Genomic DNA, 23,779 nt, shown 5'->3' with positions numbered 1-23,779 from the left:
TTGCCGCGCAGCTCTTGGAGCGGTAGGTCCGATCGGCTACGGTCGAAGCGACGACTCCACAAGAGAACGAGATGACCTATCGAATGTACGCGCTGGCCTGCATCGCCCTGCTGGCCACCAGCTTTTCCGCGATGGCCGCCGATGCGGTGACGCGATCCGACGACATCCTTGCCCGGCAGCACGCGATCCGCGCAGGCATGGACGCCAACACCGAGCCTTACGCGAACCTGCCGCGCGCCGTGCGCAAAGCCGTCCTGGCCGACCAGGGCAAGCTGGAAAAACTGCTGGAGGGAAAGCCCGATACCTCGCTGCTCGCGCCCGCGGACCAAGTCGAAGTCCGCAATCTGGTCGCGCGGATAGAGACCGCCATCAAGAACGGCGAGGGCGAACGCCTGGTCTGCAGCCAGGAGGCGCGGACCGGAAGCAACTACGTCACCCGCGTCTGCCGCACGCCGGCGCAGCTCCGCGAACAGAAGGCGCGGGGCGAAAAACTGCTAGAAGACGAAAAATCCCGCATCAAGTGCAACGACCGCGCCGGATGCGTCTAGAACAGCCATCGGCAACGTCGGCGTATCGCTTGCGGATGGGTCGACGCTAGACTGTGTCCTGCCTGGGTTGCCAGGACCAGCGCACAGGACTAGCCATGATCAACAACGACGTGATGCGCAGCATCCGCTACATGCTGGATCTCGGCGACGGCAAGGTGGTCGAAGTGATCCAGTTGGCCGACGCGGATTTCCCTATCGAGAAAACCCAGGTGCATGCGCTCCTGAAAAAGGAGGATGAGGACGGGTTCGTCGCCTGCAGCGACCGCGTGCTCGCGCATTTCCTCGATGGCCTGGTGTTCTATTACCGCGGGCGGGACGAAAGCCAACCGCAACGTCCGGTGGAAACCCGCATCACCAACAACGTAGTGCTGAAGAAGTTACGCGTCGCTTTCCAGCTGAAGGACGTGGACATGCACGAGGTGTTCGAGGCGGCCGGCTTCCCCCTCACCAAGCCGGAGCTCACCGCCCTGTTCCGACAAGCCGGCCACAAGCACTACCGTCCCTGCGGCGACCAGATACTGCGCAACTTCCTCAAGGGATTGACAGTGCGTTTTCGAGGCAGTGGCGGAAGGTGAGGACGCCGGCAGCAGCGCAGGCGTTGTGACTCACTACTCCCTACCCAGAGCCCGTCCTTTTTCCAACCGGACCTATGGATACGAAGCAACTGAAAGAATTCTGCGCTCGTCTTCCCGGCGCTTCCGCGCAGTTGCATGGTGCGCCCGCGAATATCCTGGTCTATGCCGTGGGCGGAAAGCGCTTCGCCCATTTCAAGACCAGCCAGCCGGAACAGTGGCGATTCAGCATCAAGGTTTCGTCCGAACGTTTCCTGGAACTGACCGATATTCCCGGCATCAAGCCCGCCCGCTGGCTGGCCCGTTTCCATTGGGTGACGATCGTGGATGTGCGCAGCGTGCCGGCCGACTATCTGCGCGAACTCGTGGAATGGTCGTACCACAAGGCATTGGGCTCGTTGAGCAAGGCGCGTAGGGCGGCGTTTTTGTCGTCTTCGCCCTGAACTAGGGTATGGGCCGACCGCAGGCAGCGAGCTGCCTGCGGTTCGGAATTGCATGCTTGCCCGATTACAACTTGTAGCGGAAGCCCAACATGTACTGGCGACCGTACTCGGTGTATTCCTCGGGGAAGAAAAGGCCCAGCCCGTTGGAGTCGCTGACTTCGGTGCGGAAAGGCTCGTTGTTCAGGTTGTTGACCTGGAACATCAACGACAGACCGCCCAGCTTGCTGGATTCGGGGAAGTCGTAGCTCACCTGCAGGTCGATGGTGCGCTCGTTCCGCGTGTAGCGATAATTGCGTTGGCCGAAGATATAGCTGTACTCGCCGCGGTACGGATCGCGGAAGCGCTGGCTCACGCGCGCCGAGAGCCCGGTCTTCTCGTAGTAAAGCGTGGCATTGGCGACGATTTTCGACAGCCCGGGGAACGTGTCGGTACCGCTACCTTGGTTCGGACCGTCAGGGTCGATCGACGACTCGGTATAGGACGCATTGAGCAACAGGCCGAACCCATCCAGCATCGGATGCAGCAGATCGCCACCCAGCGCGCTGCCGAACTCCACGCCGCGCATATAGCCACCGGTGCCGTTGGCCGGGCTGGAAAAAGTGCCCCAGTCGGAGATCGGTGGCACGTCCCCTTCGTACTCGTAACCGGCGAAATTCCACGGGATGGTCTGGGTGTAGATGTACGAATCCAGATCTTTGTAGAACACGGCCACGGCCACGTAGCTCGAATTGGATTCGCCAAAGTACTTCTCGACCGACAGGTCCACCGCATCGGCGCGGTAGGGTTCAAGCTGCGGGTTGCCGCCACTGCCGGTCCATTCGCCCACACCATTAGTAACGGCTACCCCGACGCTGCCGAAGGCGCCCATGTCGTTAATGCGCGGACGCATCAGTTCGCGAGCGGCGCCGAAGCGGACATTCCAGCCGTTGCCGAAATCGGCTACGAGATTCAGGCTGGGTAGGATGTCGCCGTAACTGGCGCCCAACGAATCGACCGCCACAGGACCACTGGCGTCGATGACCACCCCGCTCGAGGCTTGTTCGGTGCGGATGTACTGCACGCCGACGTTGCCACGCAAGCGCACCGTGTCGGTCAGGTCCATGTCGAGGTTGGCCTTCGCGTAGAACGTGCGAATCTCTTCCTCGATGCTTTGATCCTTCTGCAGGTCGTCGTTGCTCTCGCTCAGATAAACGTTGTAGTACCGATCAAGCAGGGCTCGCGGGTCGAAACTGATCACGTTGCCCATGCCAGCGAAGCCGAGACTGGTGGGCGTGGACAGTAGGGAGGGATCGATCAGGGTCGGCACACGGCCCGGCAAGTCGGCGAAGTAGACCTGCGCGCTCTTGTCCTTGGTGCGTTTGCTGTAGTTGAAGCCCACGTCGTAGCTGCGCAGGAAATCCGAAGATTCCACCAGGCGGTTCAAGTCCAGTCGGAACGACTTCAGCGTGTCCTTCTGCTGCGAATCCTCCATGCGCCCGTCGTGACCCCATCCCTGCGGGTCGCGCAGGTAGACCGAATTCGGATCGGACAGATCAGGCAGAGCATAGTTGGCATAGCCCGCCGTCAGCGGAATTTCGAAGTCCACGTCCAGCCCACCCAGCATGCCCGCGTAGGTTTCCAGCGCAGACTGCTCGCGCTCGGCGCGCGAATAGCTGGCATCGGCGTTCAGCGTGTACACGCCCCACTTGAACTCATTGTTCCAGCCGATCGCCGATAGCTTGTCCTCGCGCTGGTTGTCGTCGTTGCGCACCACCGGCTGGATTCCGCTCAAGGTGCCGCTGGTGACCACAGGGTAGCCGTGGTACTCGGTGGTATTGGCGGCGGTATAGGTCACCGCACCGTTGTTCCACCACGGATCGTTGGTCCACATCGCGCCGCGCATCGACTCCTGTTGTTCGAACTTGGAGTGGTACATGTCCAGTACGCTGTGCCAGGTATCGTTGGGCTTGAATTCCAGCACCGCCATGACGCCATCGCGGGTCATGTCTCTGGACTTCACCCAACCCTCGGCGCCCTGCAGGGCGATCGCATCGGCGGGCTTGGCGCCCTGCGGGGTGCCCCATAAATCGGTATTGGCCCACCACCACGATTTGTAGTGCTTTTCCTGGAATGGCGAGTTGAGGCGTGCGACGCCGATGGCAACGCCAATAGTGTTGTCGGCGAACTGATCCACGTAGGAAGCCGAGAGTCGATAACCCTTGTCCTTGCCCCCTGCCGTCAGGTCGCCAAGCGAGTTGTACTCGCCCTGGCCGCCGAACACGATGCGACGCTCGCCGAAGTCCAACGGACGAATGGTCTGCATGTCGACCGTCCCCGAGAGACCTTGCCCCACCAGCGAAGCGTCGGGCGTCTTGTAGACGACGACGGCATTGATCAGTTCGGCTGGATACTGGTCGAACTCGACACCTCGGCTATCGCCGGTGCTGACCTGTTCGCGACCGTTGAGCAAGGTGCCGGCGAACTGCTCGGACATGCCGCGGATATGGATGACCTGCCCACGTCCGTCTACGCGCTGCATCGTCAGGCCCGGCAGGCGCGAGATCGAGTCGGCAATGCTGATGTCGGGCAGCTTGCCGATGTCCTCGGCCGAGATCGCCTCTACGATCGAGCTGGATTCGTTTTTTACTTCCACCGATTTGGCGATGCTCTGGCGGATGCCGGTCACCGTGATCCTGTCCAGCGTATTGACTTCCGCCTCTTGTGCGGAAGCCGCGTCGGCGGGCGCCGCTTGCTGTTCCTGCGCTTGCACGAACTGCGTCGCGAACAAACCCAGACAGCAGGCGGTGACCAGAACGCGCTTGCGCGGAACTACTTGGCGCGCGCCCGATGTCGTTTTTGAAGATTCACGTGTAGAAGCCATAGACCCTCCCCGGCACTGTTGACAGCGCTGTCTTATAATTCACGAAAGTGCTTGTCAACAAATGACAAGGAACGTTGCCGCACTTGCCGCGCCTACCTCACGGTTGCAAGTACTTCGCCAGTAGTAACACGTTGTGATCGTTGCGATGCAGCATGCAGGTGCGCACGATGTAACGTTACATGACGCATGATGCGGGGGAGATCCAATGAGCAATCCGGTCCATCGTCGCAATGCGCAATCGAGAGCGGTTTTGTCGTTGCTCTTATTTGCAATGATCGGGACCGCCTGCACTAGCCAGCCCCATCTCTCCGATTCCAACGTCGCTGACGGCGCCGCGAAGGTTGAAGCCTGGGTCACCACTTCCGATCACCGCTTGGCGCTGCAGCCTGTGGAGGTGCACCCGGATTCCGTGGACGCGCCGGCGGAGATAGAAGTGGATACCAGCAAGCGGTATCAACGCATGCTCGGCTTCGGCGCCTCCATCACCGACTCTTCCGCCTGGTTGATCCAACACAAGATGACGCCCGACCAGCGCGGAGCGCTGCTGCAGGAATTGTTCGGACGTTCCGGCAACGGCATCGGCCTGGACTTCGCGCGCCTGACCATCGGCGCCTCGGATTTCTCGCGGCATCACTACAGCTTGGACGATCCGCCCAACGGCGAAGCCGATCCCCAACTACTACATTTCAGCATCGACCCCAATCTGCCCGACGTGGTTCCGGTGACGCGCCAGGCGCTTGCGGTGAATCCGCAACTGCGGGTAATGGCCTCGCCGTGGAGCGCACCGGGCTGGATGAAGGACAGCGGCAGCATGATCAAAGGCACGCTTCGTCCCGAATACTACGACGCCTTCGCTCGTTACCTGCTCAAGTACGTCGACGCCTACGCAGCCGAAGGCATTCCCATCTTCGCGCTCACCGTACAGAACGAACCCGACTTCGAACCCGCCGATTACCCAGGCATGCGCCTGAACGCGCCGGCGCGCGCGCGCCTGATAGGCGATCACCTCGGACCGCTGATCGCCGCGCGCGGCGACGGCCCTTTGATCTTCGATTGGGACCACAACTGGGACAAGCCGCAGGAACCGAAAGCCGTGCTGTCCGACCCCATCGCCGGGCCGTACGTGGCCGCAGTGGCTTGGCATTGCTATGGCGGCGACCCCGCGGCGCAGTCCGCCGTGCACGAAGCGTTCCCTGACAAGGACGCCTATATGACCGAATGCTCAGACGGCACCTGGGAACCGGTGCGCAGTGGCGGCCTTCCTTTGCAAACCCAGCAGCTGATAGTGCAGGCCACTCGCGACTGGGCCCGCGGCGTGCTGTTCTGGAATCTGGCCCTGGACGAACGCGGCGGTCCGCATGCAGGGGGCTGCGATACCTGCATCGGCGTGGTGACGATCGACGCTGCGACGGGCCGCGTCAGCCGCAACAACGGTTATTACGCACTCGCCCATGCCAGCCGTTTCGTCCGCCGCGACGCGTATCGCGTCGCGTCCAACGCGACCGGCGATGGCTTGGACAACGTGGCCTTCCAGAACACCGATGATGGCTCCGTAGTGCTGATCGTCACCAATAAGAACGAGAAGGAACGCAGCTTTTCGGTACGCCAGCAAGCCCGGCGCTTCGGCTACACGCTTCCGGCCAAAAGCGTAGCTACCTTCCGCTGGTCGGGCTCCACTATCAAGCCATGAGCAGGACGCGATGCGAATACCCCTAATTGCCGCTTACGCTGGCAGAATCGATTGATCCAAACCAGCCGTCGCAGGGCTGGCTTACTTCAGGGACGGGACCAGGAATATGCGTAGTCGTATCGAGGATGTGGCCGCCGCTGCCGGCGTATCGATGAAAACGGTCTCGCGAGTGCTCAATCACGAGCCCAATGTGCGTGAGGAAACCCGCGATCGCGTCACGCGCGCGGTCGAGCAGCTGCAGTACAAGCCTAACCTCTCCGCTCGCAGCCTGGCCGGACAGCGCTCCTATGTGGTGGCGCTGGTCTACAACAATCCTTCGCGCAACTATCTGATGGAGGTCCAAAGCGGCATGCTCGAAGCTTGTCGTGCCAACCACTACAACCTGGTCCTCGCTCCCGTGGGTTGTGGCAAGCAACGGACCGCGGACGATATCAAAGGGCTTTTCGAATATTTCGGCCCCGACGGCGTGGTGCTGATACCGCCGTTGACCGACGACAATGTCGTGCTGACTTATCTGGAAGAGCACGAGGTGCCATTCGCCTGCATCGCTCCGCGCAATCCGGAGAAGCGTATCGGCGTGATGATGGAGGAAACCGCTGCGGTGCTCGAGCTGATGGCGGGATTGATTGCGCTAGGGCATCGGCGCATCGGCCATATCAAGGGCCCGCGGACTCATGGCGCGTGCCAGTGGCGCTACGCGGGATATCGCGAGGCGCTGCGCAAGGCCGGCATCGCTTACGACACGGGGCTGGTAACCCAGGGCGAGTTTTCTTTCGACTCGGGCATCAGCGGCGCGAACCGGCTGCTCGACTTGGCCGAGCCGCCTACTGCGATCTTCGCAGCCAACGACGATATGGCGGCCGGCGTGATCCGGGCCGCCGGCGAGCGCGGCCTTGTCGTGCCGCGCGACTTATCGGTCTGCGGTTTCGACGACACGCCGATCGCCCGCCATATCTACCCTGCTCTGACGACCGTGCGCCAGCCGACCTCGGAAATGGGTCGACTGGCGACCTTGGAACTACTGGAGAGAATCCGCACGCCCGGCGCAGGGCGCATGGTTCATGTCGAACCCACCCTGTTGTTCCGGGAATCGACCAGGCCGCCTTCCGGTCGCTGACATGATGATCGAGCCGTACCTGGCCCGCTTCCTCGGCGGCATCCGCGTCAAGCTAGACGATACTTCGCGCCAGCTGCCGGCGCAGGATCATCCGCGCGGTTTCTGTTCCGCTCCAATTCCCGCACACTGATCAACATGCATACGATCCTATCCGCCGGCGCCGATGCGCTTATCTTCATTCTGTTGGCATGGACGCTGTGGCGCCTGCTCGGCCGCTCGATACCGATCGCGGTAGTGCCGATCATCATCGGCCTGGTGCTGGCCGCGACGGGCTGGCTGCCGCAGAGCTGGGGCGTTCCTTCGGTCGTCGGCGACAAGATCGGCTGGATCGGCGTACTGCTGTTGGCTTTCACCGCGGGTCTGGAAACGCGCCAGTTCGCGCACGCGGATCCTCCGACCGGTGCGCCCGCTGAGTCGCGCGGTTCCGTATTGCGGTTCGTGGCCAGCGCGGCGCTTGCGCTGTTGCTGCCTTTCTTGGTCGGCGCGCTGACGGCTTATCACTATTTCTCGGTGTTGCCGAACTGGGCCACGCCGAATGGCGACCGCGTGCTGGGCTCGATCGCCATCGGCCTGTGCATCGCGGTCAGCGCCTTGCCGGTGCTGATCGGCATCGTCCGCGAGCTGGGTCCGTTGCATCGTTCCCTCACTCAGGTGGCCGTACGCATCGCGGTGGTCGACGATGCGGTGTTGTGGATCGGATTGGCCTTGCTGCTGTTGGTCGCCGATGGCGATGCCGCGCTGTCCGTTGGCTCGCCGCTGCAGCTCCTGGCGCTTGCGGTGCCGGTGCTGATGATGGTACTGGGCGCTATAAGTCGTCGCCGGAATTTCGTGCCGCCAGGCTGGGCGATCTGGCTCACGCTACCGCTCTATCTGATCGCCGGCTCCTGGGCCAGTTCGCAGCTGGGTTTGCACGCGTTGCTGGGCGCCTATTTCGCGGGCGCGATGATTCCGCCTTCATGGGCGCGTCGACTGCCGGTCGAGCGCATCGGTCAGTTCGCGCTGCTCGGTCTGGCGCCTTTGTTTTTCGGCCACAGCGGTCTGAAAATCGATGGGGACACGCTGGGTTGGGCTTCGTTGCAGGCGTCCCTGGCATTGCTGGCTGTCTCGGTGGTGGCCAAACTCGTCGCAGTGCTGATCTGTCCGCCGGCTTCCACCTTGTCCCGACGAGAAGCGCTGGCCATCGGCGCGCTGCTGCAATGCAAGGGATTGATGGAGATCGTGGCGGCCACGATCCTGCGCGACAAGGGATTGCTCTCGGAGCATGCCTTCGCGGCCCTGGTCACGCTTGCCGTGCTGTCCACCCTTCTCACCGGCCCATTCTTCCGTTTTATCCTGGGGCGCCGAGCCGAGCAGCCGCAATCAGGCCGTCAACTCATCTGACAACAAACCATCACCAACGAGGTGTGTACTAGACTTCCGGCGAGATAGCCAATCTGCTTCGGTTCCCTATATGCCCATCTTCCCTTGCGCTCGATATGCACCACGCAATGCCGCCGGCAACCGGATCTGGCTGTTCGTACTGATATGCCTGGCGATCTGGCTGCTGACGAGCGGACCGGCGATGGCGCAGTCGCTTCGGGTCATGACTTTCAACGTGCGCCTGCCGGTGGAAAGCGACGGTCCTAATCGCTGGGAAGCCAGGAGCGCGCTGATGGCCGAAACGGTGAAGCGCGAACATCCTGACCTGATCGGCACGCAGGAACTGTTCAAACAGCAGGGCGACGATCTGGTCGCGCGCTTGCCGCAATACGCCTGGTTCGGCCGCGGCCGCCGCGGTAGTGGGGATGGGGACGAGCACATGGGCGTGTTCTATCGCAAGGATCGCCTGCGCGTGCTTGCGACCGGCGATTTCTGGCTATCCGATACGCCCGAAGTGGTGGGCAGTATCACCTGGGGAAACCTGTATCCGCGCATGGTGACGTGGGCGCGCTTCCAGCGTATCGCCGATGGCGCGACCTTCGTCCTCTACAACACCCACCTGCCCTACCGCGAGGAAGACGAGCCGGTACGCACCCGCGGGGCCGCGCTCATTCTGGAGCGCTTGCGGCAACTGCCGGCCGATGAACCGATACTCCTCATCGGCGACTTCAACACCGTCCCCGACAGCCGGGCCCATGCGCTGCTGACCGCCGCACTGACCGACGCTTGGCAGGCGGCGCCGCGGCATCAGGGTCCGCCAGCGACGTTCCACAACTTCACCGGCAAAGCCGACCTGCGTATCGACTGGATACTGTTCCGGGGATTGCAGGCGAAATCGGCCCGGACCGTGACCACCCATCGCCGCGGCCGTTATCCGTCGGACCATTTCCCGGTGGTGGTGGACTTCGACCTTTCCACCCGAAAATAGATCGGCCGGAGCGGTCGAGCCATGCGTAGACGCTCGCCGCCTGCGCAGCGGCGGGGCCTTAGTCGCGCATCAGACCAGGCGGCTCATCGGTCTGGGACGTTGCAGCAGGATGCGACCAAACCAGCGCGGCCTTTGTTCCCTGGTCCATCGGTTTGGGGCATTTGCCATCGCCCCTGCCAGTGAAGCCGCCGGACGGATTGCAGATCTCAGTTCCCTCGGCGTTGAACAGCGGGTTGTATTGATCGCAGCAGGCAGAAAGAAGGTAGAAAGCGGGCTGTCCGTTGTGGGTGATCCGCCAGACGCCGAGCGGCGCTCGATCGGCAGGCAATGTTTCGAATTCCCCGATCTTTAGCCGAAGCCATTCGGGCAACGACGTGGTTGAGGAATCGGGCCGCGGCGCCGACGGCGCCGAAGAGCGCGAGTCGCTTCCAGCGCAAGATGCGCACAGCATGGCCAGGAACATCGTCATGGCCGGAACCAACCGAGCAGCGCGGTTCTGTCGTTGCATAGGCCTTCTCCAGAAATCAACAGTGCAGAGAATACATCTCCGAACCGGGACAGGCTCTAGCCAGCCCTGTGTCTACCCGTCTATGCCCGCCGTATGACTTTTTCAGCCCCGGACACTCAGCGGTAAACGCGCTCGCAACGGCGTTCGACTACCCGGTCGCCCTTTCTTTCCTGGCTATCGCCCTGCACCTTGCGTCCGATCAAGCCACCGGCCACCGCGCCGCCGACGGTGGCGACCTTCTTGCCGTTGCCCTTGCCGACCTGGTTGCCGAGCAAACCGCCCACCACCGCGCCGGTGGCGGTACCGAGGATGCGGTTGGAGTCCTTGCTGCTGCGCTGGACCTCGACGTTCTTGCACACCACTTTGCTGCCGTCATTGAAACGGCGGCCTTCGTCCTTCGGTCCGTACTGCTGCGCGAACGCGTTGGCCGAGAGCAACATCGCGCCGGCCAGCAGAATCGTACGTATCGTCTTCATGTCCGAGCCTCATGCCTGTGTACGAAGCGGCATTGTTCGTGCGCCGTTGGCAACGACACGTGAAAAACGATTCCGAAGTAATTGGATGGTTCAGCTAGGGAGATGGCCAGTGCAAGGGAATGCAGGCCAGAGGGACGATTCTAACTATTGGATCGCGGCGAACATCAATCCCATTCGATCAGGAAATGTCGCTCCAATGCCTCTCCCGGCTGCAGGACGACCTGCTCGATATTGAATGAATCCGCCGGGCCGCTCTGCGGCTCGACGCAGGTCGCGTAGGTCGTTTCGTCGTAGACGACCCAGTGGCTGCAGTCCGAAAGCAGTCGCACGGACTGTCCGGCATAGTGGAGCCGGACAGGATCGCTATTGATGAAACAATCGTCCCATGGCCCGGGTGTCGGATCTACGCAGGGCGTGACCGCGATTCCTCGCCCGTCCCGCGGATAAATTTTGCTGGGCGTGAAATCGAGACGTTCCGGCTTCCGAAACCAAGGGTGCCAGCCGACCACGGCCGGCATGGCCTTTTCCAACGCGCGCACCGACAACCTCATTTTCAGCCAACCGCTTCCTGCCTCGATGCGTTGACGGGCTTCGCCACCAAAGGGCCATCGCTCATCGTCGGGCAGTGCGAGCGAAAGCTCGATGAGATCTTCTTCGTGGCGGTCGACGCGCCACGGCAAACCGAATCCCACGCCATGGATGGCGTGCTCGCCCAGGTTCAGAGGGAGTTCGTAACTATTCCGCTGGAAATCGAAACGCCCCTCTCTCACCCGACCGGCCCACGGCACCATCGGGTAGCTTCCCCACGCGATCATCGTCGAGGTTTCTGGCCCGTATTCGACCAGCAATGGATCGCCTCGGTGGATGATTTGCGCAATCCGTCCACCCGCATGCGGCGCGACGGTGACAACCAGCGGTCCCTTGGCGATTGTGAACAGTTCGCCCGGCGCCAGCGGCACCGTGGCGCCAGTCCCCGGCTCGGCAGGATTGCGATCAGGCCCCATAAGGATCGATGGTCTGGATACGGCCTTCGCTGTCGTACTTCAGCTCCGTGACCTTGACCGAACGCAAATGCGTCACTCCGCCGGAAAGCAGGGAGTCATGGTAGAACAAATACCAAGCCTCGCCGAACCGGCAGATGGAGTGGTGCGTGGTCCACCCCACCACGGGCTTCAGAATCACACCCTGATAAGTGAAGGGTCCGTACGGGCTGTCGCCGACGGCGTAGCACAACAAATGCGTGTCGCCCGTCGAATAGGAAAAATAATACTTGCCTCGATATTTGTGTACCCACGGCCCTTCGAAATAGCGCCGCGCGTGATCGCCGGCGTTGATCGGCCGTCCGCTTTCATCGAGCAGCAGCACTTCACGCGTCGCCTCGTCGAGTTGCTTCATGTCCGCGCTTAGTCGCCCCACCCGTGGCCCCAGCGCCGGCTCGTCGTCCGCCGGCTCCTCATGAGCTTCGTCGTATCGGTTGTCCCGGTACTTCTGCAACTGCCCGCCCCAGATGCCGCCGAAATACAGATACGAGCTTCCATCGTCGTCGGTATAGACGGCCGGATCTATCGAATAGCTGCCGGCGATGGCTTCGGGTTCCGCGGTAAAAGGACCTGCCGGATTGTCGCCGACGGCCACGCCGATCTGGAAGATTCCGTCGGCGCGCTTGGCGGGAAAGTAGAGGTAGTATTTCCCGTCTTTGCAGGCCGCATCCGGCGCCCACATCTGCCGATCTGCCCAAGGCACGTCTTTCACGTGCAAAGCGACGCCGCAATCGACCGCCTCGCCGTCGGGCGAATCCATCCGCAGCACGTGGTAATCCTCCATATCGAAGTGATCGCCGTCGTCGTTCAGCGGTATACCCCCGTCTATGTCATGCGAGGGGTAGATATAGATCTTGCCGTCGAAAACATGGGCGGAGGGATCGGCGGTATAGAGATGAGTAACCAGCGGTTGCGAAATGGCCCTGCTGGCTAGCGCCTGAAGATCAGCGGCTGCTGACTTGTCAAACATGGAGATACCTACTCGATAAACGTGGGGTTAGGGGTCTTGCGGGCCTGCAATCGACGTTCTCCCAGCTCGCGTTCGATGCGCGATTCCATCGACTTGTCGATTTTGTAGAGAAACAACAGAGCGACCGCCAGCAAGAAGGGCGCGGAACAGATCACGCTCACCGCCAGCCGGATGCCGTTGACGGCTTGCGGCGATTGCGTCGGCGCGCCGGCTTCGTACCCATAGAATGCGAGGATTCCGGCGACGGTCGCGCCGCCGACGCTCAGGCCGATCTTCAGGCCGCACAACATGGCCGAGAAAATGATGGCGGTCGCTCGCCGATCGTTCTTCCACTCCGAATAGTCCGCCACGTCGGCGATCATCGCCCAGAGCAGCGGAATAGTGATGCCGTAGCTGAAGCCGTGGAGAATGTAGGAAACGAACACCAGACCGATGGCTTCGGGCGGATAGAAATAGAACGCCAGCAGGAACAGGCTGGATACGAACAGGGCGCCGCCGAACACGTTGCGCTTGCCGAACCTGTCCGCCAATCGCTTGGAAAAACCTATCCCCACGATCATGAAGATGATTCCGCCCGCATTGAACAGACTGAATGCGGAAGTCGGCGCGTCCTTGGGCCATTGGAATTGGGTGAGGCCCATGCCGGTCAACAGCGCGTTCAGCCCTCCGATGAATCCGTTGAAACCCACGCCGTCGAGAAACGCGGCGAGGTGCGTCTCGTTCAAGTAGTACTGGAAGTAGTAGATGTACATGCCGCCCTTGAGGGCCAGGTTCATGAACACCAGTACCGTCAGCGCCAGCACCACTTTCCAGGGTCTATTCTTCACCAGATCGGACAGATCCTGGGCGATGCCGGACGTCTTCTCTTGCATGGGGAGGATGCGTTCGCGGGTGGTAAAGAACGTGATCAGGAAGAACGCCGTGCCTATGAGAGCGAACAGCGTCATCGTGTTCTCGAAGCCCTTTACCTTGTCTCCATCGCCAAGGATCAGCACCAGGGGCAGCAACAGCACCTGGATGACGAACTGCGCCACCATGACCGCGACGAAGCGGTAGGACGAAAGGCTGTTGCGCTGCGCCATGCTGCCGGTCAAGACGCCGCTCAGCGCCGAATAAGGAAGGTTGTTGGCCGCGTACACCAGCACCAGCAGGGTATAGGTGGTCATCGCGTAGATGACCTTGCCGCGTTCGCCCAGGTCCGGAGTGCTGAAGGCGAGCAGCGCAAGCACGCCAAAGGGAACGGCGGTCCATAGGATCCACGGACGGAACTTTCCCCAGCGCGTGCGGGTACGGTCGGCGGCGATGCCGATGAGGGGCGTGAACACGAAGGCGCCCAGCAGACCGACGACGAAAATGATCGTTCCCGCCGTGCCTGCGGGAATCCGAAATACGTCGGTATAGAAGAAAGCCAGAAACGTCACCAGCGTTTGGAAAATGAGATTGGCCGCCAGGTCGCCCAGGCTGTAGCCCACTTTTTCCAATACGGAAAGCTTTTCCGAGGTGCTATGCATGGCGACCGGATTCTCGTTGCGGCGAAGGATCTTTGAAGTGATTTATAACGCAGCTATGGAGCATCACTCGGCCCTCTCATTGTCCACTCGATCAGCCATGCCCGACCCGGGGAACGTGGACCTGGCGATCGCGCATTGCACGAGGATTTGTGAAGAAAGAAACCGCCCATCCGTCGCCGAAGCATCGGAATGGGCGGTGGAGGGAAACGCGTTTATCAGAACTTTCCGCGAATACCGAGCATGACCGTCGTGCCCGGATCGCGGTATTCGTAGGCTGCGTTGGTACCAGGCTCAATGCGCGGGACAAACCTGGTTCTTGCGATGTGAATATGCACCGTACTCCCCTTCCGTTTCTAGCGACCGGGCTACCCGCTGCGCTGACCATTGATGAAGAAGTTGCTGCTGTTGATCCGATGGGCTTCGACGACATATGCAAATGGTAGCGCTACCAGTCAATACCGCACACGCTGCGGAGCAACATTGATCCCTGACTGCCACCGCCCAGCCAAGTTTCGCCGCACCGCAACATCATTTTTGGCCGACTTTCTTTGTTTTTATGTTGCTGCTACAGCACGGAGGCGTGTTGACGAGACTCGTATGTATGATAGCGCTATCACCATATAAGTCATCATTGGACCAGACAACCGCGAGCGTTTCGCGGGCTTGTCCGCGAATGTACATGGGAAAGTCTCACGGTATGAAGTAGCGCATGTTGGTGCGGAAGCGATGCGGCGAGGACGCCGGTTGTGAGCAAGCGAGTCAAAGGGATGCGACCCAAGCCGCTGGACTGGCGATGAAGTCTTGCAGGGACAACTTGGCCGATGGGCAGCCGCTTCCCGTGCATGACACCGGGTCGGTGTAGGTCACCGGCTTGCGCTGGATCCCGCACCACCGGCCCGGTCACTGCATCGGGATCGCTGTTGGTCGCCGCGAGGGTATAGGTGGTGCCCCGCCATCGCCGTATCGCTGGACTGGTCCACCGCGCCGTTCTGAGCCGGTGATACCAACAGCGCTGGCGGGCAAAACAACGCCGACTTCGAGCACTGCCACGGTATCGGCACAATTAGACAGCCAGCGCCGCAGCAAGTCGGCGAAGGTGCAAGGCAAGCCATTGCGGCTGATGGCCGAGCCGGTCGGATCGCGCCATTCCTCGCCCTGGGACGTTGTTTGTCGCCGCGAACATGCCGGCACTGGTGATGATGCATCTTGAATAATTCGTGAAACGGAAAGAATAAGCTCGACTTAGGTCCTTCCCCAGATAACCCAGATATTCTGAAAATGAATTTGCCGTCTTCCAGCAGATCGTGAACAGACTCTGTGTCCGTGCTGTTCTTGTTCGTACTCGTCGGGCTAACGCCAACCCGCTGTGAGTCGCGCCTGCGCGCTCACAACGGGTAGGCACCCCTACATCTACGGGCGTGTACTCCATCGCTGGCTATTACCCGTATGGCAGGTCCACTGGATAATGGCTGCACCGTTGGCACCGGACCCGTAGGACACGTCCAAGCATTGAGTACTATTCACGTTGACGAGTTGGAAGTTCTGCGCGTTGCTCCAGACCTGGTACCAGAGCTGCTCGGTGCCGCCATAGCAATCCCATTGGTTCAACCGGATGCCAGGCGTGGTGGAGCTGGCCGGAACACTAAGGCACTTGCCGCTGAACTTGCTTTTCACTTCCCAAGTGTCCGGGAGGCGGCCCCGGGTGATGTACCACTTCTGGTTGTCGGTCGCCCAATAGTCCCATTGCTGCAGCTCCGACCCGTTGTTGGTGCTCCAGGTATCGAGCGCCTTTCCACTATTGAGATTGATTAATCCAACCGCACCTCCGCCGCCTCCGCCGAGCGAATCCAGCGCTGCTCTCGCGTTGACGATGCCGGCGCCGATCTGCTGACTCGGGGACTGCGGGAACGCGCGCGCGGTGCTCTTCAGGATGGTCTCGATCTGCGCCGGAGTCTTCGACCCGCCCGAAGCCGACTGCAGCAGCGCGACCACGCCGGCCACGTGCGGAGCCGCCATTGAGGTGCCCTGGAAATACTTGTAGCTCTCACCGCCCGGTATGGTGGTCCCGTTGTTCCAGGTGGACAGGATGCTCTCACCCGGCGCGGCGATGTCGATGCCGGCGCCGTAGTTGGAGAAGCCCGAACGCTGGCCGCTGCTGTTCACCGAGGCAACCGCGATCACATTGTTGCAGTTGGCCGGGTTCGAATTGGCGACGTTAGTGTTCCCGTTGCCGGCAGCGACCACTACAGTAGTGCCGCGCGAGACCGCGCTATTGATCGCGGCCTGGGAAGTGGAATCGCAACTGCCACTGCCGCCTAGGCTCAGGTTGATCGCTTTGGCTGGATTGGAGTTATTCGGCACACCGGGCACGCTGCCGCCCGAGGCCCAGATGATTGCGTCGGCGATGTCGGACGTGCTGCCGCCACAGCTGCCAAGCACGCGTACCGGCACGACCTTGGCGTTGTACGCGGTGCCGGCCACGCCGTTGCCGTTATTGGTCACCGCTGCGACGGTGCCGGTGACATGGGTACCGTGCCAGCTCGACGGGTCGCTGCCGCACCAGTCGCCTTGGTCGGCCGGGTTGGAATCGCGGCCGTTACCGTCGCGCGCGGCATTGGCGTCACTGATGAAGTCGTAGCCGGGCAGGATGTTGGCGTTGAGGTCGCTGTGGTTGGTGATGCCAGTGTCCAGCACCGCCACCACCGCACCGGCACCGGTGTTGACGTCCCACGCGGCGGTGGCGTTGATGCCGGAGCCAGTATAGCCCCATTGCTCGTTGAAATAGCTGTCGTTCGGCGTGAACGTCGCATACTTTCGAGCATCCGGCTCGATGTACTCCACGTTCGGGTCGGCGGCGATCTGGCGCATCAGCGCCGCGGCCTCGACCCGGTCGAGCTTGCGGCCGGCACGGACGACGTCCGAACCGAGCGCGGTGCGACGCACGCGATTGAGGCCGAGTGCCTTGCCCTTGCCAGCGAAGCTGGTGGCGGCCATGCTCAGCGAACGCTGAAGGCTGGCGTCGCTGCTGCGCTGGGCGCTGCCATCGCGGTATTTGACGATGAATTGATCCTGACCTTCATTGCTTAGTGAAGTGAGGTTGATGCGATCGGCCGCGAAGGCGGACAGCGCGACGCAGGACAGCGCGATCGCGGTGGCAGCAGCCAGCGCGTGCATGCGCATGGCACGAGAGGAATGGTCGTACATGGTGTAAACCCCTACACGATATACCGGCAGACGGAGAATGCCGGCGGGCGGTGTTCAATATGCGCGGTGGTGGGTCTCCACCCCACCCTGGTGTCCGCGCCATTCTTATTCTTACTCGTTGGTCTAACGCCAACCCGCTGTGAGTCGCGCCTGCGCGCTCACAACGGGTAGGCACCCCTACATCTACGGGCGTGTACTCCATCGCTGGCTATTACCCGTATGGCAGGTCCACTGGATAATGGCTGCACCGTTGGCACCGGACCCGTAGGACACGTCCAAGCATTGAGTACTATTCACGTTGACGAGTTGGAAGTTCTGCGCGTTGCTCCAGACCTGGTACCAGAGCTGCTCGGTGCCGCCATAGCAATCCCATTGGTTCAACCGGATGCCAGGCGTGGTGGAGCTGGCCGGAACACTAAGGCACTTGCCGCTGAACTTGCTTTTCACTTCCCAAGTGTCCGGGAGGCGGCCCCGGGTGATGTACCACTTCTGGTTGTCGGTCGCCCAATAGTCCCATTGCTGCAGCTCCGACCCGTTGTTGGTGCTCCAGGTATCGAGCGCCTTTCCGCTATTGAGGTTGATCAATCCAACCGCATTTCCTGTAGTACCTGGGTCGTAGGTGAAATTGGATACATTCAGGCCCGGCCCTCCAATCCACGGCTCAAAACCGAACTGCACGCTGGTCATGTACCAGCTGGATTGCATGTGGCCGCGGGAGACCGCGTCGTTGATGAAGTCCTTGATGTTTACGCTGATTGAGTTGACAGGTGCCTGTCGCACGTAAGAAATAACGTTCCAGGAGATGGAACCGTTTGTGAGGCGGCCCTTCCATACGTTCCACATGGCACCTCCGATTTGGACGGTAGCCTCCTGCTGTCCAGCGGGCTGTGGCCTCCCTGCGTGGTTGGGCCAGATCATGATCTCGGCGCCGTTATTCTGGCCCGCGGGATAAGGATTGGTATCGAACCAGAGGTCGTAGGACGCGTCCCATTCCCCTCCCGAAGGGGGCGTGAAGCTCACGCTTGAGGTCGGATTGTTGAGCGCCGACACTTGCTTGGGCAGGCCACTGTTTGCGCTTGACGAACAGATGCCGTAATGGCAGCCGACGTAGATTCCCGGATAGGACGCAGGGGGGCCGTTTGTCGGAACGTTGTGATAGCCCGAATCGTAGACGAACCCATCATCGCGCGTAGTAATGCACTGCCAGGCGCCGCTAGGGTTCCACTTGTTGTTCATTACTATGAACTTGCCACCAGCAACCGACCTGGTCTGATTCGAACTCTGATGATCGCCGCATATCTGCGAGTAGGCTTGGGCATGCGCACTCCGGCTGGCAAAGACCAATCCAGCGAAAAGAAGTAATGCGGACGCCACCGCGACGGGTGTTGTGTTTCGCTTTTGATTGAATGTTTGATTAAACATTGGACCCTCCATGTACGTCCTTAAGAAAGATGAGGCATCGCTCCGACCTCTTGGGCGCACGACCGCAGAACAGGCTCCCGATCGTTGACGATTCAAAACTTCGAGTAGAGAGGGCTCGAAAACACCGTCACGCGATCGGGAGCCCGGGGCTGGCTAATACCGGCACCCTCAGCAGGGAATGCCGGCATCATTGATGCTTAGCGCCTACGGACGTGTACTCCATCGCTGGCTATTACCCGAATGGCAGGTCCACTGGATGATGGCTGCGCCGTTGGCGCCGGACCCGTAGGACACGTCCATGCATTGAGTACTATTCACGTTGACGAGTTGGAAAAGTTGCGGATAGTTGATCCAGACTTGGTACCAGAGCTGCTCGGTACCACCGTAACAAGGCCATTGATTCAACACAGCACCAGGAGTGGTAGAACTGGACGGAACGCTAACGCACTTTCCATTGGACTTGCTTCTCACCTCCCAAGTGTCCGGAAGGCGGCCCCTGACGATGCTCCACTTCTGGTTGTCGGTCGCCCAATAGTCCCACTGCTGGAGTGGCGAAGCGTCGTTGGAACTCCAGGTATCGAGCGCCTTTCCGCTATTGAGGTTGATCAATCCCACTGCAGCTGTGGGTGGAGGAGGAGGGGTCCCCTCGCTGACAGTGAGGTCTGAGCTGCCCGAATTGTTGTAGCCCTCGGTCGCCAGAACCTGGTAACAGTGCTGGCTTGGGCAGTAATTGAAGTCGCCGAGATTCATGCCCTTGCTGGCCCAGGCGTCGAAGTGATTGCCAGTCGTGATCGTGCCGCTCGTGCGCTTGGTGCGCCGGACGCTCCAGTATTGGTCGAAGTCCTGGTTGGTCCCGGTGATATTCGGCGCGCCATAACGCCTCGACTTGTAGATGTCGTAGACATCGCCGTCGGTGGTGACGGTGCCCATGAAGGTACCGCCGGAACTCGGGTTGTAATTGGACCAGTTGTCGACGATGTAGTATTCGACGAGCGGATTCTGCGTCCAACCATAGACTGCCAAGTACGAGGCACCGCCGCCGCCCGGACTGTAGGTGCCGGAGTAGCTGATGGTGCGGCGAGCGCTCGTGGCCCAACCCTTGCCGGCCACGACATTGCCGTTATTGGGGACTTGCCAAGTAAGCGCATACCTGCCGCCAGCCTTCAGCTGGATGCAGGAGGTGCCGTGGTCAAACCACATGGTGTAGAAAAAACCGTTATGGGTGCCCACCTCATTATTGGAGCATGTCTGTCTGTCCGCCTCCGCCTGGGCAGCCGGGGCCACCATCAACGCGCCCAGGGCCAGTGCGAATAAACCGGCAAGGCTGAAGAGCCGCCAAATGCGCCCCGCACGCCCAGCCAGCAGCATCGATTCGTACTTCATATGCATTCCCTCCCTCGATTAGGACGCCACCGATCCCACGTCTCTGGCTCGTAAAGAGCGCGGGGGCAGAGACTTCAGGGCAGAGACGTCATAGGAACCGTCCACGGATGCGGACGGTGAGCTTGAGGGGGCCAGCCGGCGTAGGTTTTCAGTCATATCCCGCGTAGCACCCTACAAGTCGGCGCGAGTGTTATGAGTGAATTTATCGAATGTCAAGTCTAATTGTGCCTTATCTCACACATCTTTTGCATTAACTTGAACTAATAAGCCAAAAGTCACGATCTATTGCCGCACTACCGTTCGTCGGGCAGACTGCAGCAACGCGTTTGATGCCGCAAAGCAACATGCTTGCGGCCATAGCAGCCCATGGGAGCCGAGCCATCGAGACACCTCTTAACTTGCGTGAGGTTGGTCGTCTTCGGGTCCTGCAAGCCCTCTATGACGCCCAAAGCCTGACGCGCTCGGGGTTGGCGCGGACGACGGGGCTGTCACGGGCCACCGTGTCTTCGGTGGCTTCCGACCTACTGGCCGCGGGGCTCCTCGAAGAAGGGCAGCCGGACCTGGGCGATCAAGTTACTGGTCGGCCGGGCCAGCCCCTGACCTTGCGCCCCTCAGCCGCCTATGCCCTGGGCGCGGACATCGGACACCAGCACATCAGGGTCGCGCTATGCGATCTGAGCGGCACTCCAGTGTGGAGCCGGACGACGTTGTGCGAGGTCGACCATGCGCCGCATGAGACTCTGAACCTGATTGCGGATCTGATAGCGCGTGCATTGCGAGAAGGCCACGTTGATCCCGCCAAAGTGCTGGGCCTTGGGGTTGATATTGCCGCACCCATCCGCAGCGGCAACGGACAGCTCGAGGCGCGCGGCATTATGGCGGGCTGGGTCGGATTCCAGCCGGCTAAGGAACTTCAGCAGCGTACCGGACTGCCGACGAGGGTAGAGAACGACGCCACGGTCGGTGCGCGTGCCGAACGGAAGTACGGCGCCGGCAAAGATGTCGACGACATGATCTACGTTCGCCTTTCAGCGGGTATCGGCGCTGGCATCATCAGCGGCGGTCGACCGGTGCGTGGCGCGGGCGGCTTGGCCGGCGAAATAGGCCACATTGTCGTTGTGCCCAATGGACTGATCTGCCGCTGTGGTAATCGTGGCTGCCTGGAAACCGTGGCCAGCCCAGCCGCTATCGCACAATTGCTCTCGGACAGTTGGCGTAGTTCCGTCAGCGTGACCGACTTGGTGACGCTGCTCAATTCCGGGGATCCTAGCGCCTTGCGGGCTTTGAACGATGCCGCCGAGCAAGTCGGCCGCGTGCTGGCGACCGTGGTAACACTGCTCAATCCCGAACTGATCGTGATCGGCGGCGACCTGGCAGGCGCCGGTCACAACCTCATCGAGCCCATTAGCCGCGCGATAACCCGTCATGCGCTTTCGCCAGCAGTGGAGAATCTCCGGGTAACCGTCGCAGAGCTCGGCGAACACGCTGAGGTGCTGGGAGCGGCAACCATGATCCTCGACGGCGCTCCGGGCATTCTCGCTGCCCAATTGGCCCGCTGAACGTCGAAGGTCAATGGCTTCGCCTAGCGCGGCCAATCCGATAGATCGCGAAGTGGCTACGGAAGTCAGCTGCAAATTCCAAGTATGTAACCACCATAACATGCGCAAAACCAGAGCCCGGTGCGAGCCTGGCGCCAGTTCTTTGTTTTTTCTTTTTCTTTTTTTTTTGCGCTTCGACTGATGCCATGTGCGATTAGATCGAGGCAACTGACCAGGTTCTTGCGATTAGATCGAAGCACCTGACAAGTAATGCTCCTTACCTGTTGCGTCGCAACGTGACAGCAAAAAAAGCGCGTGCTAATTATTTTTGAAATTAATGGTAGCGCTACCATTAGTGGGGTCTTGCAGATGCTCGCATCGATTCCTCACTGAGGGATGCAGATCGACGAAGTCGCGATGCGGCGCAAACAAGGGTTGTAGGTCGTACGCGGAAACGTGCGCGACAACCGCGATCATTTTGTGGATTTGTCCGCGAGCGCGCACGGGGAAATCCGACGGTATGAAGTCGCGCATGTTCGTGCGGAACCCATGCGGCGAGGATGCCGGTTGTGAGCAAGCCAATCGAAGGGATGCGAGCCATACCGCCGGCCCGGCGGTGAATTTTGCGGGGTCCACTACGTAACCACACCTAATTCCGTTTCTCTGGAGATTGATTGATATGAACGTCTTTGAGCACACAAGAACATGCCATCGTTTTTCTGTTTTCGGATTATTGCTGGCCGTCGTTTGCCTTTGGGCGCCTGCGGCCAACGCCCAAAGTTGCAATAACACAGGCCCTGTCGATGGCAATCTTTTCTATTCGCACTGGTCGAACAGTTCTAGCGGGTATCCATGCCTCCAGTTTGGAGGCCCTGGCAACTACAGTTACTCGTGGAATAACTTCCAAGGGAACTTTGTCGGCGGCAAGGGCTGGCAGATCGGAAACCCCAGCAGGGTCATCGGTTACAACGCCACCTTTCAACCGAACGGCAATGCCTATCTGGCGTTCTACGGATGGGCAAAAAGCAACTACGGCGAGATAGTGGAGTACTACGTCGTTGACAGCTGGGGTACCTGGGAGCCGCCTTTTGGCAATAATCCGCCTGCGCCAGTCGGCTATGTCACCACCGATGGCGGCACCTACAAGCTATACAAGAAGAGGCAGTTCCAACAGCCCCACGTTTTTGGCTCCGGTAACGCGGATTTCGACCAGTACTGGAGCGTCAGGACGTCGAAGCGACAGACCGGCGTCAACAGCACCATCACTTTGCAAAACCACGTCAATGCCTGGGCGAATCAAGGCTGGACGCTGGGAGGAGAACAGAAATACCAGGTCATGGGAACGGAAGGGTTTGGCAATGAGCAATACCCGACCAACGGCTATTCGAACGTAACCGTTTGGGAACAGGGCGGTGGCAACAACTTTGTGGTGCGCGCTCGCGGCACATCCGGCCAGGAGCAGATCAGGCTCTGGGTGGGCGGCAGCGATGTCGCGACCTGGACCCTGTCCACCACGATGCAGAACTACTCCATTTCCACCAACAACAGCCCCGCCAACGGCGGCATCATGGTCTATTACACCAATGACGCGTCAGGGCGTGACGTTCAAATCGACTATCTCCAGGTGAACGGACAGATTCGCCAAGCCGAGCAGCAGTCCACCAATACCGGCGTTTGGGCCAACAATCAGTGCGGCGGCGCGGGCTACAGCGAATGGCTGCATTGCAACGGTGGCATCGGATTCTGAGTTGCTCGCAGGTGATGCAATGGCCAGCCAGGCTGCCATCGTTCGATCGGGCAACGCGGTGCGTCGGCAGCACCTCGTCTGCCGAAGCTTGCCAGGAAGTCGTGCCCAGCGATCGGGTAGTGGAGAGGTCCACCGCACTCTTTCGGACGATCAACGACAGGCTTGCCGAAGATCCGCCCGCAGTGTCCGCTCAGGGAATTCGACGATTGCGGTACAGAGCGGCGGGCGCCGGCTCTGTATCGCAGCACAGCCAACACTAAAATTTGCATTAAAAATGATAGCGCTAACATTAAATTGGCCGAATTTGGCAATAGCGCCGTGAGGATCCATCGAGCGGCGACTATCGATCGCGAAGACGACCTTGCGCATTCAACTTTACTCATTCAACGCCACATTCTTCGGG

The 23,779-nt window shown here is 60.6% G+C and carries 18 protein-coding genes; 9 read left to right on the top strand and 9 right to left on the bottom strand.

The window, feature by feature from the left end:
• Nucleotides 1-71 precede the first annotated feature (71 nt).
• From J2W94_RS17645 to J2W94_RS17635, 3 genes are all read left to right on the top strand, one after another.
• Nucleotides 72-548: a hypothetical protein gene (locus J2W94_RS17645; RefSeq protein ID WP_310096226.1), complete on the top strand. Its 477-nt coding sequence runs from the start codon at nucleotides 72-74 to the stop codon at nucleotides 546-548.
• A 95-nt stretch (nucleotides 549-643) separates the two neighbouring features.
• Entirely contained in the window at nucleotides 644-1,123 is a 480-nt protein-coding gene (locus J2W94_RS17640) for a DUF1456 family protein (protein ID WP_310096223.1), read from the top strand.
• Between the two features lie 74 nt (nucleotides 1,124-1,197).
• Nucleotides 1,198-1,563, top strand: coding sequence for an MmcQ/YjbR family DNA-binding protein (locus J2W94_RS17635; RefSeq protein ID WP_310096221.1), 366 nt, complete (start codon nucleotides 1,198-1,200; stop codon nucleotides 1,561-1,563).
• A 64-nt stretch (nucleotides 1,564-1,627) separates the two neighbouring features.
• On the opposite strand, the gene J2W94_RS17630 is transcribed toward J2W94_RS17635, so the two are convergent.
• On the bottom strand, nucleotides 1,628-4,423 hold the full coding sequence (locus J2W94_RS17630) for a TonB-dependent receptor (protein WP_310096219.1): 2,796 nt from the start codon (nucleotides 4,421-4,423) through the stop codon (nucleotides 1,628-1,630).
• Nucleotides 4,424-4,628: 205 nt separating this feature from the next.
• Here J2W94_RS17630 and J2W94_RS17625 point away from each other — a divergent pair, with 205 nt between their 5' ends.
• The 4 genes from J2W94_RS17625 to J2W94_RS17610 all read left to right on the top strand — a co-directional run bounded on the left by J2W94_RS17625 (nucleotide 4,629) and on the right by J2W94_RS17610 (nucleotide 9,577).
• The gene (locus J2W94_RS17625; protein ID WP_310096217.1) at nucleotides 4,629-6,113 is read left to right on the top strand and encodes a glycoside hydrolase family 30 protein; all 1,485 of its coding nucleotides are present in this window, start codon (nucleotides 4,629-4,631) and stop codon (nucleotides 6,111-6,113) included.
• Nucleotides 6,114-6,219: 106 nt separating this feature from the next.
• Nucleotides 6,220-7,230, top strand: a complete 1,011-nt coding sequence (locus J2W94_RS17620) for a LacI family DNA-binding transcriptional regulator (protein WP_310096215.1) — start codon at nucleotides 6,220-6,222, stop codon at nucleotides 7,228-7,230.
• A 135-nt stretch (nucleotides 7,231-7,365) separates the two neighbouring features.
• Nucleotides 7,366-8,610, top strand: a complete 1,245-nt coding sequence (locus tag J2W94_RS17615) for a cation:proton antiporter (RefSeq protein ID WP_310096213.1) — start codon at nucleotides 7,366-7,368, stop codon at nucleotides 8,608-8,610.
• Between the two features lie 70 nt (nucleotides 8,611-8,680).
• Nucleotides 8,681-9,577 (top strand): endonuclease/exonuclease/phosphatase family protein, encoded by an 897-nt coding sequence (locus tag J2W94_RS17610; RefSeq protein ID WP_430540653.1) that lies wholly within the window; start codon nucleotides 8,681-8,683, stop codon nucleotides 9,575-9,577.
• Between the two features lie 58 nt (nucleotides 9,578-9,635).
• On the opposite strand, the gene J2W94_RS17605 is transcribed toward J2W94_RS17610, so the two are convergent.
• The 8 genes from J2W94_RS17605 to J2W94_RS17570 form a co-directional block, all read right to left on the bottom strand.
• Nucleotides 9,636-10,085, bottom strand: coding sequence for a DUF6970 domain-containing protein (locus J2W94_RS17605; protein ID WP_310096211.1), 450 nt, complete (start codon nucleotides 10,083-10,085; stop codon nucleotides 9,636-9,638).
• A gap of 116 nt (nucleotides 10,086-10,201) precedes the next feature.
• Complete coding sequence (locus J2W94_RS17600; RefSeq protein ID WP_310096209.1) at nucleotides 10,202-10,561, bottom strand: glycine zipper 2TM domain-containing protein; 360 nt, start codon at nucleotides 10,559-10,561, stop codon at nucleotides 10,202-10,204.
• A 164-nt stretch (nucleotides 10,562-10,725) separates the two neighbouring features.
• Entirely contained in the window at nucleotides 10,726-11,565 is an 840-nt protein-coding gene (locus tag J2W94_RS17595; RefSeq protein ID WP_310096207.1) for an aldose 1-epimerase, read from the bottom strand.
• Complete coding sequence (locus J2W94_RS17590) at nucleotides 11,555-12,571, bottom strand: glycoside hydrolase family 43 protein (protein WP_310096205.1); 1,017 nt, start codon at nucleotides 12,569-12,571, stop codon at nucleotides 11,555-11,557. Before J2W94_RS17590 ends, J2W94_RS17595 begins: the two co-directional genes overlap by 11 nt.
• A gap of 8 nt (nucleotides 12,572-12,579) precedes the next feature.
• The gene (locus J2W94_RS17585) at nucleotides 12,580-14,082 is read right to left on the bottom strand and encodes an MFS transporter (RefSeq protein ID WP_310096203.1); all 1,503 of its coding nucleotides are present in this window, start codon (nucleotides 14,080-14,082) and stop codon (nucleotides 12,580-12,582) included.
• A gap of 1,410 nt (nucleotides 14,083-15,492) precedes the next feature.
• On the bottom strand, nucleotides 15,493-17,286 hold the full coding sequence (locus J2W94_RS17580; RefSeq protein WP_430540652.1) for a S8 family serine peptidase: 1,794 nt from the start codon (nucleotides 17,284-17,286) through the stop codon (nucleotides 15,493-15,495).
• 183 nt (nucleotides 17,287-17,469) lie between these two features.
• The gene (locus J2W94_RS17575) at nucleotides 17,470-18,708 is read right to left on the bottom strand and encodes a GH12 family glycosyl hydrolase domain-containing protein (RefSeq protein WP_310096201.1); all 1,239 of its coding nucleotides are present in this window, start codon (nucleotides 18,706-18,708) and stop codon (nucleotides 17,470-17,472) included.
• 204 nt (nucleotides 18,709-18,912) lie between these two features.
• A complete protein-coding gene (locus tag J2W94_RS17570; protein ID WP_310096199.1) occupies nucleotides 18,913-20,091 on the bottom strand; it encodes a glycoside hydrolase family 11 protein in 1,179 nt (392 codons plus the stop codon).
• 329 nt (nucleotides 20,092-20,420) lie between these two features.
• Here J2W94_RS17570 and J2W94_RS17565 point away from each other — a divergent pair, with 329 nt between their 5' ends.
• Nucleotides 20,421-21,650 carry an ROK family transcriptional regulator gene (locus J2W94_RS17565; RefSeq protein ID WP_310096197.1) on the top strand — a complete coding sequence of 410 codons (1,230 nt, stop codon included), beginning with the start codon at nucleotides 20,421-20,423 and terminating at the stop codon, nucleotides 21,648-21,650.
• A gap of 658 nt (nucleotides 21,651-22,308) precedes the next feature.
• Nucleotides 22,309-23,376, top strand: a complete 1,068-nt coding sequence (locus tag J2W94_RS17560; protein WP_310096195.1) for a glycoside hydrolase family 11 protein — start codon at nucleotides 22,309-22,311, stop codon at nucleotides 23,374-23,376.
• Nucleotides 23,377-23,779: the final 403 nt, after the last annotated feature.

The organism is Pseudoxanthomonas sacheonensis (assembly GCF_031455975.1).
GTDB classification, from domain to species: Bacteria; Pseudomonadota; Gammaproteobacteria; order Xanthomonadales; family Xanthomonadaceae; genus Pseudoxanthomonas_A; species Pseudoxanthomonas_A sacheonensis_A.
The sequence above is the reverse complement of the archived record's forward strand: the minus strand, read 5'-3'. Positions and strand labels throughout refer to the sequence as shown.

Coding starts and splice junctions, on each gene's coding strand:
- J2W94_RS17645 (WP_310096226.1), top strand. CDS start 72: ATGACCTATCGAATGTACGCGCTGGCCTGCATCGCCCTGCTGGCCACC.
- J2W94_RS17640 (WP_310096223.1), top strand. CDS start 644: ATGATCAACAACGACGTGATGCGCAGCATCCGCTACATGCTGGATCTC.
- J2W94_RS17635 (WP_310096221.1), top strand. CDS start 1,198: ATGGATACGAAGCAACTGAAAGAATTCTGCGCTCGTCTTCCCGGCGCT.
- J2W94_RS17630 (WP_310096219.1), bottom strand. CDS start 4,423: ATGGCTTCTACACGTGAATCTTCAAAAACGACATCGGGCGCGCGCCAA.
- J2W94_RS17625 (WP_310096217.1), top strand. CDS start 4,629: ATGAGCAATCCGGTCCATCGTCGCAATGCGCAATCGAGAGCGGTTTTG.
- J2W94_RS17620 (WP_310096215.1), top strand. CDS start 6,220: ATGCGTAGTCGTATCGAGGATGTGGCCGCCGCTGCCGGCGTATCGATG.
- J2W94_RS17615 (WP_310096213.1), top strand. CDS start 7,366: ATGCATACGATCCTATCCGCCGGCGCCGATGCGCTTATCTTCATTCTG.
- J2W94_RS17610 (WP_430540653.1), top strand. CDS start 8,681: ATGCCCATCTTCCCTTGCGCTCGATATGCACCACGCAATGCCGCCGGC.
- J2W94_RS17605 (WP_310096211.1), bottom strand. CDS start 10,085: ATGCAACGACAGAACCGCGCTGCTCGGTTGGTTCCGGCCATGACGATG.
- J2W94_RS17600 (WP_310096209.1), bottom strand. CDS start 10,561: ATGAAGACGATACGTACGATTCTGCTGGCCGGCGCGATGTTGCTCTCG.
- J2W94_RS17595 (WP_310096207.1), bottom strand. CDS start 11,565: ATGGGGCCTGATCGCAATCCTGCCGAGCCGGGGACTGGCGCCACGGTG.
- J2W94_RS17590 (WP_310096205.1), bottom strand. CDS start 12,571: ATGTTTGACAAGTCAGCAGCCGCTGATCTTCAGGCGCTAGCCAGCAGG.
- J2W94_RS17585 (WP_310096203.1), bottom strand. CDS start 14,082: ATGCATAGCACCTCGGAAAAGCTTTCCGTATTGGAAAAAGTGGGCTAC.
- J2W94_RS17580 (WP_430540652.1), bottom strand. CDS start 17,286: ATGTACGACCATTCCTCTCGTGCCATGCGCATGCACGCGCTGGCTGCT.
- J2W94_RS17575 (WP_310096201.1), bottom strand. CDS start 18,708: ATGTTTAATCAAACATTCAATCAAAAGCGAAACACAACACCCGTCGCG.
- J2W94_RS17570 (WP_310096199.1), bottom strand. CDS start 20,091: ATGAAGTACGAATCGATGCTGCTGGCTGGGCGTGCGGGGCGCATTTGG.
- J2W94_RS17565 (WP_310096197.1), top strand. CDS start 20,421: ATGCCGCAAAGCAACATGCTTGCGGCCATAGCAGCCCATGGGAGCCGA.
- J2W94_RS17560 (WP_310096195.1), top strand. CDS start 22,309: ATGAACGTCTTTGAGCACACAAGAACATGCCATCGTTTTTCTGTTTTC.